Origin of the sequence: Aeromicrobium sp. JJY06, from assembly GCF_044069275.1 — a bacterium.
Classification (GTDB): Bacteria; Actinomycetota; Actinomycetes; order Propionibacteriales; family Nocardioidaceae; genus Aeromicrobium; species Aeromicrobium tamlense.
In genome coordinates this window covers 2,077,240-2,091,583 of sequence record NZ_JBIMRD010000001.1, presented here as the reverse complement: position 1 = coordinate 2,091,583, position 14,344 = coordinate 2,077,240, and the positions used below count along the sequence as shown (strand labels likewise).

The 14,344-nt window shown below is 72.1% G+C and carries 11 protein-coding genes; 3 read left to right on the top strand and 8 right to left on the bottom strand.

Annotation, left to right across the window (positions count from 1 at the left end; all coding sequences use genetic code 11):
• Window positions 1-24 precede the first annotated feature (24 nt).
• The 3 genes from ACGWYL_RS10215 to gdhA all read left to right on the top strand — a co-directional run bounded on the left by ACGWYL_RS10215 (window position 25) and on the right by gdhA (window position 5,704).
• On the top strand, window positions 25-3,096 hold the full coding sequence (locus ACGWYL_RS10215) for an efflux RND transporter permease subunit (RefSeq protein ID WP_395487116.1): 3,072 nt from the start codon (window positions 25-27) through the stop codon (window positions 3,094-3,096).
• A gap of 84 nt (window positions 3,097-3,180) precedes the next feature.
• Complete coding sequence (locus tag ACGWYL_RS10210) at window positions 3,181-4,134, top strand: NAD(P)H-dependent flavin oxidoreductase (RefSeq protein ID WP_395487115.1); 954 nt, start codon at window positions 3,181-3,183, stop codon at window positions 4,132-4,134.
• Window positions 4,135-4,366: 232 nt separating this feature from the next.
• Entirely contained in the window at window positions 4,367-5,704 is a 1,338-nt protein-coding gene (gdhA, locus tag ACGWYL_RS10205; RefSeq protein WP_223303462.1) for an NADP-specific glutamate dehydrogenase, read from the top strand.
• Window positions 5,705-5,823: 119 nt separating this feature from the next.
• Here the strand turns inward: gdhA and ACGWYL_RS10200 are convergent, their stop codons facing one another.
• Genes ACGWYL_RS10200 through ACGWYL_RS10165 form a run of 8 tightly spaced genes read right to left on the bottom strand, consistent with a single transcriptional unit; the run spans window position 5,824 to window position 14,331 of the window.
• The gene (locus tag ACGWYL_RS10200) at window positions 5,824-5,988 is read right to left on the bottom strand and encodes a DUF5302 domain-containing protein (RefSeq protein ID WP_269306044.1); all 165 of its coding nucleotides are present in this window, start codon (window positions 5,986-5,988) and stop codon (window positions 5,824-5,826) included.
• A 57-nt stretch (window positions 5,989-6,045) separates the two neighbouring features.
• Window positions 6,046-8,523 (bottom strand): DUF6351 family protein, encoded by a 2,478-nt coding sequence (locus ACGWYL_RS10195; RefSeq protein ID WP_395487114.1) that lies wholly within the window; start codon window positions 8,521-8,523, stop codon window positions 6,046-6,048.
• 57 nt (window positions 8,524-8,580) lie between these two features.
• On the bottom strand, window positions 8,581-9,282 hold the full coding sequence (locus tag ACGWYL_RS10190) for a hypothetical protein (RefSeq protein WP_395487113.1): 702 nt from the start codon (window positions 9,280-9,282) through the stop codon (window positions 8,581-8,583).
• 16 nt (window positions 9,283-9,298) lie between these two features.
• The gene (locus ACGWYL_RS10185; RefSeq protein WP_395487112.1) at window positions 9,299-10,297 is read right to left on the bottom strand and encodes an NAD-dependent epimerase/dehydratase family protein; all 999 of its coding nucleotides are present in this window, start codon (window positions 10,295-10,297) and stop codon (window positions 9,299-9,301) included.
• The gene (locus ACGWYL_RS10180) at window positions 10,294-11,136 is read right to left on the bottom strand and encodes a glycosyltransferase family 2 protein (RefSeq protein ID WP_395487111.1); all 843 of its coding nucleotides are present in this window, start codon (window positions 11,134-11,136) and stop codon (window positions 10,294-10,296) included. The genes ACGWYL_RS10185 and ACGWYL_RS10180 overlap by 4 nt, the downstream gene beginning before the upstream one ends.
• Window positions 11,133-12,122, bottom strand: a complete 990-nt coding sequence (locus tag ACGWYL_RS10175; protein ID WP_395487110.1) for a glycosyltransferase — start codon at window positions 12,120-12,122, stop codon at window positions 11,133-11,135. Before ACGWYL_RS10175 ends, ACGWYL_RS10180 begins: the two co-directional genes overlap by 4 nt.
• Entirely contained in the window at window positions 12,119-13,189 is a 1,071-nt protein-coding gene (locus ACGWYL_RS10170) for a glycosyltransferase family 4 protein (protein WP_395487109.1), read from the bottom strand. Before ACGWYL_RS10170 ends, ACGWYL_RS10175 begins: the two co-directional genes overlap by 4 nt.
• A complete protein-coding gene (locus ACGWYL_RS10165; RefSeq protein WP_395487108.1) occupies window positions 13,186-14,331 on the bottom strand; it encodes a glycosyltransferase family 1 protein in 1,146 nt (381 codons plus the stop codon). The genes ACGWYL_RS10170 and ACGWYL_RS10165 overlap by 4 nt, the downstream gene beginning before the upstream one ends.
• Between the last annotated feature and the right edge of the window lie 13 nt (window positions 14,332-14,344).

Genomic DNA, 14,344 nt, shown 5'->3' with positions numbered 1-14,344 from the left:
GGCGAACGCGTCTCGAGGAGTTCCGTGAATCTGTTCGCTCGCTTCAGCATGGCCAACCGCGCCCTCATCGCGCTGGTCACCGTGGTCGCCTCCATCGCCGGCGTCTACTCCGTGACCCAGCTGAAGCAGGAGCTGATCCCGGCTCTGGAGTTCCCCGCCGTCATCGTGGTGTCGCAGTACCCCGGTGCCTCCGCCGACGTCGTGGACGCGCAGGTCACCCAGAAGGTCGACTCGGCCGCGAAGTCGCTGGAAGGCGTGGAGTCGATCCAGTCGACGTCCACCCCGGGCAGCTCGATCGTCATGGTCACGCTCGACTACGGCACCGACACCGCCTACGCGCGCCAGCGCCTCGAGAGCAGCCTCGGCTCCGCGCTGGCGGGCCTGCCCGACGACGTCAAGCCCCTCGTGATCGCGGGCAGCATCGCCGACATCCCGATCGTGCAGCTCTCGGTCTCGGGCGAGGGCGCCGACCTGGCCGACCTCACGTCGAAGGTCGACGAGGAGCTCGTCCCGCTGCTCGACGACATCGCCGGCGTCCGCGACGTCACCGTCTCGGGTGGACCGGTCGACCAGGTGCAGCTCACGATCCAGCCCGCCGCGCTCGCCGCCGCGAAGGCGAACGTCGGCGACATCGCCACCACGCTGCAGCAGAACGGCTCGCTGCTGCCCGCCGGCGCCGTCACCGACGACACCACCACCCTCAGCGTCCAGGTCGGCAGCGAGCTGCAGGACGTGAAGGAGATCGCCGCACTCCCCCTCGCGGGCAGCCCCGGCACCACGCTGGGCGACGTCGCGCGCGTCCGCCTCGCCGAGAAGGCCGCCACCTCGATCTCGCGCACCGACGGCAACCCCAGCATCGGTCTCGCGATCACCAAGACGCCCGACGGCAACACCGTCGACATCTCGCACGCGGTGGCCGAGGCCGTCGACGAGGCCGGCACGGCACTCGGCGAGGGCACGTCGGTCGACGTCGTGTTCGACCAGGCGCCCTTCATCGAGAAGTCGATCGAGGACCTCACCACCGAGGGCCTGCTGGGCCTGGTCTTCGCGGTCGTCGTGATCCTCGTGTTCCTGGCGTCGCTGCGCTCCACGATCGTCACCGCGATCTCGATCCCGCTCAGCCTGCTGGTCACGTTCGTCGGCCTGCTGGTCTTCGGCTACTCGCTCAACATCCTGACCCTCGGCGCCATCACCGTCGCGATCGGCCGCGTGGTCGACGACTCGATCGTGGTGATCGAGAACATCAAGCGACACCTCTCCTACGGCACGCGGAAGTCCGAGGCGGTGCTCACCGGCACCCGCGAGGTCGCCTCGGCGATCACCGCCTCGACCCTGGCCACGGTGGCGGTCTTCCTGCCCATCGGCCTGGTCGGCGGGCAGGTCGGCGAGCTCTTCCGCCCGTTCGCGTTCACCGTCGCGCTGGCGATGCTGTCCTCGCTGCTCGTGGCGCTCACGATCGTGCCGGTGCTGGCCTACTGGTTCCTGCGCGAGCGCCAGGGCGAGGTCGACCCCGTCGCCGTCGAGGCCGCCGCCCAGGAGAAGGAGCGCCGCACGCTGCTGCAGCGCGGCTACGTCCCGGTCATCGACTGGGCGCTGCGCCACCGCGTCATCACGCTGGTCCTCGCGGCCGTCCTCTTCGTCGGCTCGATGGCGCTCACGCCGTTCATGAAGACGAACTTCCTGGGCAACTCCGGCCAGAACACGTTCACGGTCGTGCAGTCGCTCGAGCCCGGCGCCTCGCTCGCCGCGATCGACACCGCCGCGCAGAAGGTCGAGGGCGCGCTGACCTCGGTCGACGGCGTCGACACCGTCCAGGCCACGATCGGCTCGGGCGACGGCCTGGCCGCGCTCTTCGGCGGGGGCGGCGACGCCAACTTCGCCGTCACCACCGACGAGGACGCCGACCAGGAGGCCCTCCAGGACGAGGTCTCCGCGCGGCTCGACGAGCTGCGGGACGTCGGCACGGTGCAGATCAGTGCCGCGGCCGCGATGGGCGGCTCCTCCACGATCGACGTCGTCGTCACCTCCGACGACCCGGCCTCGCTCGACGACGCCGCCGCGCAGGTGCTCGAGGCGCTCACGGACGTCGACGGCGCGTCCGACGTGTCCTCCAACGCGCAGGCCGCCCAGCCGACGATCACCGTCACCCTCAACCAGGTCGGTCGCACGCTCGGCGTGAGCGAGCAGCAGATCAGCCAGGCCGTGTCGTCGCTCACCGGTCCCACGCCGTTGGGCAGCGTCGTGCTCACCGGCGCGCAGACCGACGTGGTCGTCCTGCCGGGCGGCGAGGTGCCCACCTCGGTCGAGGAGCTGCGCCGGCTGCCGTTCGGCGACGCCACCCTGGGCGACGTCGCCGAGGTCGAGCAGGTCGCGCTGCCCGTGTCGGTCACGCGCCAGGACGGCGACCGCTCGATCACGGTCTCGGTCACGCCCGAGGGCGACGACCTGGGCACCGTGAACTCGTCCATCGCGAAGGCGATCGACGGCGTCGACCTCCCGGAGGGCGCCGAGGCCACCGTCGGCGGCGTGTCCGCCGACCAGGCCGAGGCCTTCGCCCAGCTCGGCATCGCACTGCTGCTGGCGATCGCGATCGTCTACATCGTCATGGTGGCGACGTTCAAGAGCCTCATCCAGCCGTTCCTGCTGCTGGTGTCGATCCCGTTCGCCGCCACCGGCGCTGTCCTGCTGCTCGTCATCACCGGCGTGCCGCTCGGCGTCCCGTCGCTCATCGGCATGCTCATGCTGATCGGCATCGTGGTCACCAACGCGATCGTGCTGATCGACCTGGTGAACCAGTACCGGCGCCAGGGCGCCTCGGCCGAGGAGGCGGTCCGCGAGGGCTCGCGCCACCGCGTCCGCCCGATCGTCATGACGGCCCTCGCCACGATCTGCGCCCTGACCCCGATGGCGCTCGGCGTCACGGGCGGCAGTGCGTTCATCAGCCAGCCGCTCGCGATCGTCGTGATCGGCGGCCTGGCCAGCTCGACCTTGCTCACGCTGATCCTGGTCCCGGTGCTCTACCTCGTGGTCGAGCGCTGGCGCACGCGCAAGGAGCAGCGCCGCGAGCGTCGCGCCGCGCGCCCTACCGCGGTCTGACGGTTGTGGTGGCTCCGGGTCGCGGCTAGTATGCAAATCGTTGTATGCAACGAGTTGCATGAGTCCCGGCCCGGAGGTCACCCCATGTCCCTGCCCACCGTCCTCGAGAACCGTCTGTCCATCCCGGTGATGGCGTCCCCGATGTTCATCGCCTCGGGTCCCGAGCTGGTCATCGAGCAGTGCAAGGCCGGCGTGGTCGGCTCGTTCCCCGCCCTCAACGCGCGCCCGGCGTCGCTGCTGAACGACTGGCTCGACCGCATCGAGTCCGAGCTCGCCGGCACCGACGCCGCCCCGTTCGCGGTGAACCAGATCGTGCACCGCTCGAACAACCGCCTCGAGGAGGACATGGCCACGATCGTCGAGCACCAGGTGCCGATCGTCATCACCTCGCTGGGCGCCCGCCCCGAGATCAACGACGCCGTGCACTCCTACGGCGGCATCGTGCTGCACGACATCATCAACAACCGCTTCGCGCACAAGGCGATCGAGAAGGGCGCCGACGGCCTCATCGCGGTGGCCGCGGGCGCGGGTGGCCACGCCGGCACCCTCTCCCCCTTCGCCCTCGTGCAGGAGATCCGCCAGTGGTTCGACGGACCGCTCGCGCTCTCGGGCTCGATCGCGCACGGCCGCTCGGTGCTGGCCGCGCAGGCGGCCGGCGCCGATCTCGCCTACGTCGGCTCGGCCTTCCTGGCCACCGAGGAGGCCAACGTGGTCGACGGCTACAAGCAGATGATCGTCGAGAGCTCGGCCGACGACATCGTCTACTCCGACCTGTTCACCGGCGTGCACGGCAACTACCTCCGCGGCAGCATCGAGGCCGCCGGGCTCGACCCGCACAACCTCCCCGCCGGCGATCCGTCGACGATGGACTTCGGCTCGGGCGGCACCACCGACGCGAAGGCCTGGAAGGACATCTGGGGCGCCGGTCAGGGCCTCGGCGTCGTCGACGCGACCGTGCCCACGGCCGACCTCGTCGCCCGCCTCGTCCGCGAGTACGACGAGGCCCGCCGCGACCTCCTCGCCGCCGTCCCGGCCTGAGTCTCAGCCGTCACACGATTCCCCGGTTAACCGGGTTTTCCTGCACGATGCGGGGGGAGCTTCCCCCGCATCGTGAGGGATTCCCCTGCTAACCGGGGAATCTTCTTTCCTACGCGCACCACCGACGCAGACGGGCCCCGGGGGCCGTCAGCGGAACCCGTAAGGCAGGCTTGGTCCCGCACGCCACGAAATCTGAACGTAACAAAGCAGACGGGAATGAAGCCTGGTGACCTTGCACGAGAGCCTCGGGACGATCTACGACGAAGTCCTGCACCGCAACCCCGGTGAGACCGAGTTCCACCAAGCCGTGCGCGAGGTGCTGGACAGCCTCAACCCCGTGGTCAGCAAGCACCCGCAGTACACCGACGCCGCCGTCATCCGCCGCGTCTGCGAGCCCGAGCGCCAGATCATCTTCCGTGTCCCGTGGGTCGACGACCAGGGCAACGTGCAGATCAACCGTGGCTTCCGCGTCGAGTTCAACTCCGCGCTCGGCCCGTACAAGGGCGGCCTGCGGTTCCACCCCAGCGTCTACCTGGGCATCGTCAAGTTCCTCGGCTTCGAGCAGATCTTCAAGAACTCCCTCACCGGCATGCCGATCGGCGGCGGCAAGGGCGGCTCGGACTTCGACCCCAAGGGCCGCTCCGAGGGCGAGATCATGCGCTTCTGCCAGGCCTTCATGACCGAGCTCTACCGCCACATCGGCGAGTACACCGACGTGCCCGCGGGCGACATCGGCGTGGGTGGCCGTGAGATCGGCTTCCTGTTCGGCCAGTACAAGCGCATCACCAACCGCTACGAGTCCGGCGTCCTCACGGGCAAGGGCATCACGTGGGGCGGCTCGCTCGTGCGCACCGAGGCCACCGGCTACGGCACGGTGTTCTTCGCCGGCGAGATCCTGCGCACCCGCGGCGAGTCGTTCGACGGCAAGCGCGTCGTCGTGTCGGGCTCGGGCAACGTGGCGACCTACGCGGTCGAGAAGCTGCAGCAGCTCGGCGCCACGGTCGTGGCCTGCTCGGACTCCAGCGGCTACGTCGTCGACGAGAACGGCATCGACCTCGAGCTGCTCAAGGACGTCAAGGAGGTGCGCCGCGCCCGCATCAGCGAGTACGCCGAGGGCCGCGACGGCGCGCACTTCGTGAGCGACTCCTCGATCTGGCACGTGCCGTGCGACATCGCCCTGCCGTGCGCCACGCAGAACGAGCTCGACGAGACCGACGCGAAGACGCTGGCGCAGAACGGCTGCACGATCGTGGCCGAGGGCGCGAACATGCCCTGCACGCCCGAGGCGATCAAGGCGTTCGGCGAGTCCGGCATCACCTTCGCGCCCGGCAAGGCCGCGAACGCCGGCGGCGTCGCGACGAGCGCGCTGGAGATGCAGCAGAACGCCTCGCGCGACCGCTGGTCGTTCGAGTACACCGAGGAGCGCCTCGCCGAGACGATGCGCGGCATCCACGACCGCTGCCTCGAGACCGCCGACGAGTACGGCACGCCGGGCAACTACGTCGCGGGCGCCAACATCGCCGGCTTCACGCAGGTCGCGGACGCAATGCTGGCCCTCGGCGTCATCTGAGACCCGACGGAAGCCGTCCGTCCCGGACGCGAGATATGTAGCGTTGTCCACCCCTTTCGGGGTGGATCCGCCGGAAAACGGTGGATGCCGCTACACATCTCGCGCGGCGGAGCCGTGGCTCAGGTCGCCTTGCGGCGGAACTCCGGCTGCTCGATCGGCTTGCTGGAGCCGTGGGACTTCTCGCTGCCGTCGTGCTCGGCCCCCTCGGCCGTGGCGTGGTGACGGTGCTTCTTCTTGTCGAGCGCCTCGCGGAACTTGGCCTTCATGTCGTCGGAATCGGTCACTGCGGCCTCCTCAGGTCGTGTCCAACGTAGCCCGGCGCGCAGGCCAGCGCGAGGGCGTCAGCGCCAGTGCCCGTGCCCCTTCGGCTTGCCGACGTCGCCCTTGCGGTAGTCGCAGACGCCCTCGGGGAACACCTGCTCGAGGCGGGCGATCTCCGCGCGGCCGGGACGCCACGAGCCGTAGAGCCCCGACTTCACGGCCTTCGAGACCGGCTGGAGCGCGCACTTCCAGATGCCGCCCTCGTACGGGGCGCCGGCCACGCGACGCGAGCTGGAGTAGATCGGGAAGCGCTGCGTGCACTCCCCTGCGGCCTTCGTGTCGAGGACGCCGTTCCAGACCTTCGGCCCGGCGGCGATGACCTCGCCACTCGTGGTGAAGCACGTGTCCACGGCGCGCGCCGGCTTGTTGCCCGAGACGCCCTTCCTCGGGTTCCGCGCGATGTTCGCCATCCACTCGTCGACGACCTCGAACGCGCGCAGCGTCGGGTCGTAGTCCTGCTGAGGCCGGGCGTCGGCGAACCAGATGACCTGGTTCGAGGCGTCCCGGTCGACGTTGAGCATGCGCTGGCGCACCGCGAACGACTGCTGGGTGTTGTGCATGTCCAGCTCGTCCTCGAGGTACGGCCGCAGGTCGATGATCGGGATGTCGATGTCGCCCTGGAACTGCATGCCCGAGGTGTAGGCCGCGCGGATGGCCTTCAGGTCGCCCGACCGCCGCGGCGCGGGTGCGTCGCCGCCGGGGCTGAGGTTCATGTTGCGCGAGCTCCACGGGTCGAAGTTCTGCGGAGTCGTGGCGCCGGCGAACGGTGCCCCCTCGGTCACCATGTCGCGGGCCTCCTTCCAGCTGCCCACCTTGGCGTTGAGGTCGACGAACTCGGCCGGCGTGATGACGCCGTCCTTCAGCGCCTGCAGGCCGTACTGGACGCCCACGTTGTCCCACGGCACGCGGGCGTACCCGTCGGAACCGGTGCCGTAGATGTTCACGAGGTCGGCGAAGTGGGTCCACTGGACGCCCTCGGTGCCCTGCGCGAGCTTGTCGAGGTCCTGCACGTCGGTGAACGTCGGGTTGAGCGCCAGCGGCGTGAGCCCGAACCAGCCGGGCTTGCACTCCATCAGCGGGGGCGCCGCCGAGCCGGGCGCACGGTCCATCACCTGGTAGCCCAGCGCCTGCATCGCGCCGTACAGCTGGTTCCACTGCGCGATCTCGCCGGCGGACAGGTTCTTCGGCTCCTTCGTGCCGTTGAGGCCGATGATCGCCTGCCGGACCTCGGGGTCCTTCCACTTCGGGTTCGCCCGGTCGGTGGCGTCGAAGTAGTGCTCCAGCAGCTCGCAGTCGCCCACGTGGATGATCTGCGTGACCATGTCGGGGTACGAGTACTGCGGGATCGCCGCGTCGATGATGCCCGGGTGGTTCTGCGCGTAGACGTACTGCTGGATCGCGCCGCCCGAGCCGCCCACGGCCACCGTGTAGTCCGGCACGCCGTAGGTCTCGATCGCGCGCTCCTTGAGCATCAGCGCGGTCTCGCCGCCGAGCTGCAGGTTGTAGTGCGTGCTGGTGCGGGTGCCGCTCGACCACATGACGCCGTAGCCCTGGCCGAGCAGGTCGGCGGGCAGCATCGCGCTGTCGCTCGTGGTGCCCTGCGCGTGCCCGATGGCGACGCCGCCCTGGAAGCTGAACACGAGGCGGCGGTTCCACAGCGCGTCGTCGGGACGCTCGGGATCGGCGTCGCCCACGGGCGCGAGCGCCGCGATGCTGTAGACGAAGCGGTTGACCGTGCCGCGCTCCCACCGCACCACGAACGGCACCTGCTGACCGTCCTTCGTCGTCGTGGTCGCGGTGTCGGCCGGCGCGTTCGCCGGGTCGTCGAGCCAGTGGAACCGGTTGTCCGTGGTGGAGCGGTAGACGTAGCCGATGCGGCGCTCGGCGGCGCAGTTCGCGCTCCAGCCGACGGTCTCGGCGTCGGCGGTCGGGTAGCCGCGCCCGTCCTGCGGGTAGTCGCCGTTCGCGTCCTCGCGCGCCACCGCGATGCCCTGCCGGTCCTGGTTGTCCACGATGGGCTGGCCGAGGATCTTGCGGCCGTCGAAGCGGCCGCGCGCCGTGGTGCAGACGAACGGCTGCTGCTGCGGTCCGGAGAAGATCGGCCCGGACTCGGGGAAGTTCGTGACGCGCAGCGAGGCGGAGCGGGCGCCGTGCCGGGCGCCCCTGCGGACCTCGGCCCGCAGCGTGGTCCGCCCGACGCGCAGGTCGTCGACGAGTCCGACGAGGGTGCGGTCGGAGGTCAGGTCGAAGGCGTCGGTGACGTCGGCCGCGCCGGCGCGGATCACCACGTCGGACGGCCGCACCTGCTTCGGCAGACTCACCTCGACGAGCGCGTCACCCGCGGAGACCTGGTCCGGGGCGCTCGACAGCACCTCGATGCGCAGGGCGTTGCCGTGGCGCGGGCTGCCGGCCTCGGCGGCGACGGTGGCGCCCGCGACGAGCGCGAGCCCGGCGGCGCCGACGAGGACGAGACGGAGGGGACGGTGGGGTGCACGCATGCCTGACTCCCAACAGGACAGCCCGAGAGACTCGATGTTCGAGCACCCTACTGTGACCTACGTCACATTGTCACGACCTGCGGACGAAGGCGACTCGCCCCGGTCCTCCCGCGCCGTCTCGTAGGCGGGCTCGCGCAGGCGCCTGACCCAGTCGTAGTTCTGCAGTCCCGGGACCGTCCTGCGGACGGGGTCGAACGAGGGCTGCTCGGCGGACTCGTGCAGCAGTCGCAGCACCGCGAAGGCGACCCAGGCGCCCTGCCCCTCGGCACGCAGCAGCACGTACTGCTGCGGTTCCGTGGGCGCGGCGGCCAGCAGCAGCGGACCCTCGGGGCCGCGGTACGGCAGCAGCGTCGTCGACAGGTGCCAGCCCGAGGACTTCACGGGGCGCAGCAGGAAGCGACTGAACCGCCCCGAGCCGGTGCTGGCGAGCAGCACGTCGGCATTGCCCTGCTCGGGCAGCCGCAGGGCGAGGCCCTGGATGTCGGGCCAGCCGTGCGGGAACCCGAACGCGGCGGAGACGCGGACGATCGCGCGCTCGGTGCCGGGCTCGTCGAGCCACGGGACCCCGGTCGGCAGCAGCGTACCCGTGCGGGTGAGCTCGGCCTCCCACACCGTGCCGCGCGGGTGCAGCGGCTTGCGGGCCCGACGAGCCACCGCGACGGCGTGCGTGGCGCCCTCGAGGACCAGCCCGCCGGCCCGCGCGGCCACGCGGCCGGCTCCGGTGGCGAGCTCCTCTGCGGCGCGGGGCAGTGAGGTCATCGGGGCTCCTGACGGGTCACGGGTGCAGCGGGGGCATCGTGCTGCCGGCGCGCTCGGGGATGCCCGACAGCAGCGCGTTGACCGCGTCGCGTCCCGAGTGGTCCGGGGTCCAGTCCAGCTCCGTCCGGGCGCGCTCGGTGGACATCAGGGGCACGCGCATCAGCGCACCCAGCAGGCTTCCGGGCACCGGAGCGGCGTGCACGCGCCACGCGGCGCCGAGCACGGCCTGCACAGCGCGCGCCGGGACCTCGACCGTGCGCGCACCCATGAGCTCGCCCAGCTCGGAATGGCGCAGCACCCCCTCGCCCGCGAGGTTGAACGGGCCGCTGACGGGGCGCTCGACCGCGGCCCGGATCGCACGGCCGACGTCGCCGGCGTGGATCGCCTGGAACCGGAGCCCGGCGGGCACGGGCAGGATCGGGATGCGGCGGCGATCCAGCAGCGCGGGCCTCGCGAGGGCGCCGCCGAAGATGCGGCGCTGCTCGCTCGCGGCGGAGCGCTGGAACACGAAGGCGGGACGCAGTCGCACCACGCGGACGTCCGGGTGCGACGCCTCGAAGCCGTCGAGGGTGCGCTCCACGTAGGCCTTCTCGCGGCAGTAGGTCGCCTCCGAGGCACCGTCCGTCAGCCACGACTCGTCGACGGGCGTGTCGTGCTCGACCGGCGAGTAGGCGGCCACCGACGACGCGACGACGACCTTCGGCACGCCGACCGCCTGGACCGCGTCGAGCACGCGCCGGGTGCCCACGGCGTTCGTGGCCCACGTGACGTCCTGGCGGTGCGTCGGCTGGAACTTCCAGGCGAGGTGCACCACGGCGTCGGCGCCGGTGAGGACGGTCGTGAGCTCGTCGTGCGAGACGTCGGCGGCATGCCAGCGCACCGAGGAGGCCCCCGCATTCGCGATCTCGGGCAGACGGCGCGCGACGGCGGTGAGCTCGTGCTCGCCGCCGGTGGACAGCTCGCGCAGGGCGGCGGACCCCAGGTTCCCGGTCGCGCCGGTGATGACGATCCTCATGCAGGACACGTACCCGCGGCGCGTGCTCTCACACCCCAGCCGTCGCCGCGGCGCTCGACCAGCCCCTGCTCCTCGAACGCCTCGAGCCAGCCCGTCATGGGCCAGCGGCCCCAGCGGCGGTGGAACAGCGCCCCGTTGCGCAGGATGTCGTCGAGGTGATCCACCGGGGGCCGTTGCACCGGGTGGTGCTGGTGGAAGGCCCTCGCGCCGCCGGTCCAGCCGAGGTCGACGCCCGCGCGCGCGGCGCACTGCGAGAAGTCGGTGTCCTCGCCTCCGTAGCCGACGTACTCCTCGTGGAAGCCGCCGATGCGGTCCCACGTCTCGCGGTGCACCGCGAAGGAGAGCGACCAGAACAGGTCGGGGTCGCCTCCGCGGATCCGCTCCCCCGGGGCCGGCGCCGGCCGGGCGGCGTGCGGTGAGTCCCACGCCTCGAGGTCCTCCGGGTAGCCCTCCGGCGGCGGGGGCGGGAGGTAGGTGACCGGGCCGCACCACAGGAGGTCCGGCTCGGTGGTCACGGCGTCCACGTAGTCCTGCACCAGCCCCGGCGAGACCAGGCAGTCGACGTCGAGGAACACCAGCACCTCGGCGCCGGCACGGAGCGCGGCGTCGGCGCCCGCGTTGCGCGCGGCGGCCAGCGGCAGACCGAGCGGGTCGCGATCGATCGCGAGGGCGTGCACGGCGGGTGGCGCCTCCGGGCTCCACTCCAGCAGCTCCGGGTCGTCCATCGCGACGAGCACGCGCTGGTCCGGCAGGCGGGTGTTGCGGGCCAGGCTCGCGTGCTGCGCCCGCAGGTGGTCGTGACGCCCGTGGGCGACGGTGATCACCGCGACGGACGTCATCGCGCGACCGGCTCCGCGACGAGTCCGGCGACGAGCGCCGCGAACCGCTCGGGTGCGTGGCCGTCACACCAGCGCTCCCAGCCTGAGCCGTCGAGGCGTGCGGCGCGCTCGAGCCGCTCCGCCCACCCGGCCGCGGGGAACCCGAACTCGACGAGTGCCGGCCACGACTCCCCGGCCAGCACGCGCGCGGTGGAGTGCTGCTCGTCGTGCGGCCGGTCGGCCGGGACGACGATCGCCGGGCGGCGTGCCGCGGCGACCTCGGCGATCGCGTTCTGGCCGGCGTGCGTCACCACGACGTCGGCCTCGCAGATCGAGGGGAACGGATCGGTGAGCCACGGTCCGTCGGCACCGCCCAGCACCTCCCACTGCCAGCCGGGCGTCTGGGCCCGGGCGACCTCGAGCTCCGCGTCGGTGAGGCCGCCGCCGCCCCTGCCGCCGAGCACCACGACGCGTCGCGCCGACGTCCTCCGGACGGGCTGGTCCTGCACCGGGAATCGCGAGACCGCGCCGACGCAGTGGAGCGGCTCGTCCACGCCACGCACCATGCCCTCGGCCTCCTCGGGCCAGAACGCGACGAGCGCGCTCGAGGCAGCCCGACCCAGCCGGTGGGCACGGTCGCCGCGGTCGCCGGGCAGGACGACCGAGACCACCGGGACCCCGTGCAGGCGGGCCAGCAGCGCGACCTCGACCGAGACGTCGCTGACGACGAGGGACGGGGCCGTCTCGCCGATCCACGTCGAGATCGCGGCCATCCGCGAGCGCAGCCCCGGCTCGCCGAGCGGCGCCCAGTGCAGGAGGCCGTCGGCGGTGTCGCCGGCCTCCTCGACCCACGCGTCGTCGCGCTCGAGCCGGACCCACTCCCCCGCCCAGCCTTCCGGCTTCGGCAGGGACGACAGGCCGGTCACCGGCTCGTCCAGCGACTGCGCGAGGACGGTGGCGCGGTGCAGATGGCCGCTGCCCTGGTGGTGGACGTAGTAGCCGATCATGCGGCGAGCGGCGTCGACACCGCCCGGTACAGGTCCTCGTACCGGTCCACCATCGTCGAGATCGAGCAGCGCTCGACCGCGGCTTGCCGGACGCGCGACCGGTCGAGCCGGGCCGCGAGGTGCATGGCCCGGGCCAGACCGTCGACATCGTCCGCCGCGGCGAGCGCGCCGACGGTGCCGTCGACGAACTCCGGCAGGGCGCCCCTGGCGAACGCGGCGACGGGCGTGCCGCAGGCCATCGCCTCGGCGGCCACGAGTCCGTAGGGCTCGTCCCACATCGGCGTCACCACGGCCACCCGCGCGGAGCCCACCGCGGCCCGCAGCGAGTCGTGCGTGAGATGTCCGAGATACCGGACATCCCCACCGAGCCGCGGCTCGATCTGCGTGCGGAAGTAGTGCGCGTCCAGCGACGGCCCGGCGAGGTCGAGCGGCATCCCGGCCGCCCGCGCCGCGTCGATCGCCAGGTGCGGACCCTTCTCCGGCACGAGCCGACCCGACCAGATCGCCGCGCGGCCGCCGGGCCCGGGCCACCACCGCTCGACGTCCACCCCGTTGGGGATGGTCGTCGTCGGGGTGACGTGGGCCCACGCCTGCGCCGTGAAGCGGCTGACCGCCACGAACGTGCTGGCGGGCGACGCGAACTTCAGGGCGGACTCCAGCCACGGCACCGGCGGCGTGTGCAGCGTCGTCACCATCGGCACGTCGAGCATCGCCGACATCGCCACGGGCAGGTGGTGGAGGCTGTTGTTGTGGATGACGTCGAACCGGCGGGCGTTCCGCGCGAGGTCGAGCATGAGCCCGAGGTAGGCGTGGTGCTCGTCCATCCAGGCCCCGGGCGTCACGTCGACGTCCGGACGGTTCACCTCTTCGTGCCGCAGCGCCTCCACCGGCAGCTCCGCCGTGCGCAGGTCCGGGTCCGATCCCGGCGCAGCGAACAGCGAGACGTCGTGGCCGCGCTGGGTCAGCTGGCGGGCGAGGGCGTGCGTGTGCGCCTCGAGTCCGCCGGCGAAGGGCTCGCTGATCGGGAACCGGCTCGAGGCGATGAGGCAGATCCGCAGGCCGCTCACGACAGCAGCCTCCGGTAGAGCTCCTCGTGGGCGCGGGACACCGCGATCCGCTGGGCGCGACGCTCGTCCACGTCGGCCCCGTGGTCGGGCCGGGCGGCGTGCGCGAACCGGACCGCGTCGCGCAGGGACTCGGCGTCGAAGTGCGACTCGTCGAAGCCGTAGCTCAGCACCGGCCCCTGGTCCGCATAGAAGCCGCACGTCGGCGCCACCACGGTGGTGCCGAGGTCGCGGCACGCCTCCAGCCAGCCCGAGTGCGTGCCGAAGCGGTAGGGCAGGACGGCCACGTCGAGGCTCGCGAGGTACTCCCACAGCTGGTCGTCGGGCAGGAAGTCGTGCACCCGCAGGTCGATCCGGCCGGCGGCGGCCTTCTGCTCGAGCCAGCGCGCGAGCTCGTCGTCGCGCCGGGCGCCGTCGGCGTCGAGGACGTCGCGGTGACCGTTGACCTGCAGGACCGCACCGGGCAGGACCGCAAGCGTCTCGTCGAGCACCTCCAGCACCGGGAACGGGTCCATCGACTCGCGCAGGCTCTTGATGTGCACGCCCACGCGGAACCCGTCCGCGTCACGGGCGGCCCGCTCGCGGCGGAGCCGCGCCATCGTGTCGAGCTCGACGACGTGCGGGTGCGGCAGCACGATCGCCTCCCGGCCCCAGCGGCGCCGGATCTGCGCGGCGGCGCCCTCGGTGAGCGTCACCACCGCGTCGGCGGCGGTGATGAGGACGCCGAGCTGCTCCTCGTGCAGCTGCGGGGTCGGGTGGTGCGGGTTGCGCAGGTCGTGCGCCGTCAGCACCAGAGGCTTGCCGCGCTCGCGGAGGACGTCGACGAGGCGCTGGAGGTCCTCCGGCGAGCAGGCGTCGAAGCCGAACTGCACGTGGAACACGTCGAAGTCGGCCGTGGCCGCCCACTCCGGACGCAGCATGACCGGCGGCCACCACGTGCTGGTGGTTGAGCGCGAGGGGTGGTCGGGGTCGGGGTCCGGCAGGTGCACGAACGGGCTCGGCCCGTCCGGCGGACGCAGGTGCCGCACGTAGACGTGCGTCGACGGGACGGAGGCGATGCGCAGCGGCTCGGTGGCGGCGCGCTCCGCCCCGGACCACGGACGGGCGTCCGTGGTCCGGGGGGACGGGACGGAGTGGGTGGTCAATCCAGGTCCCCGA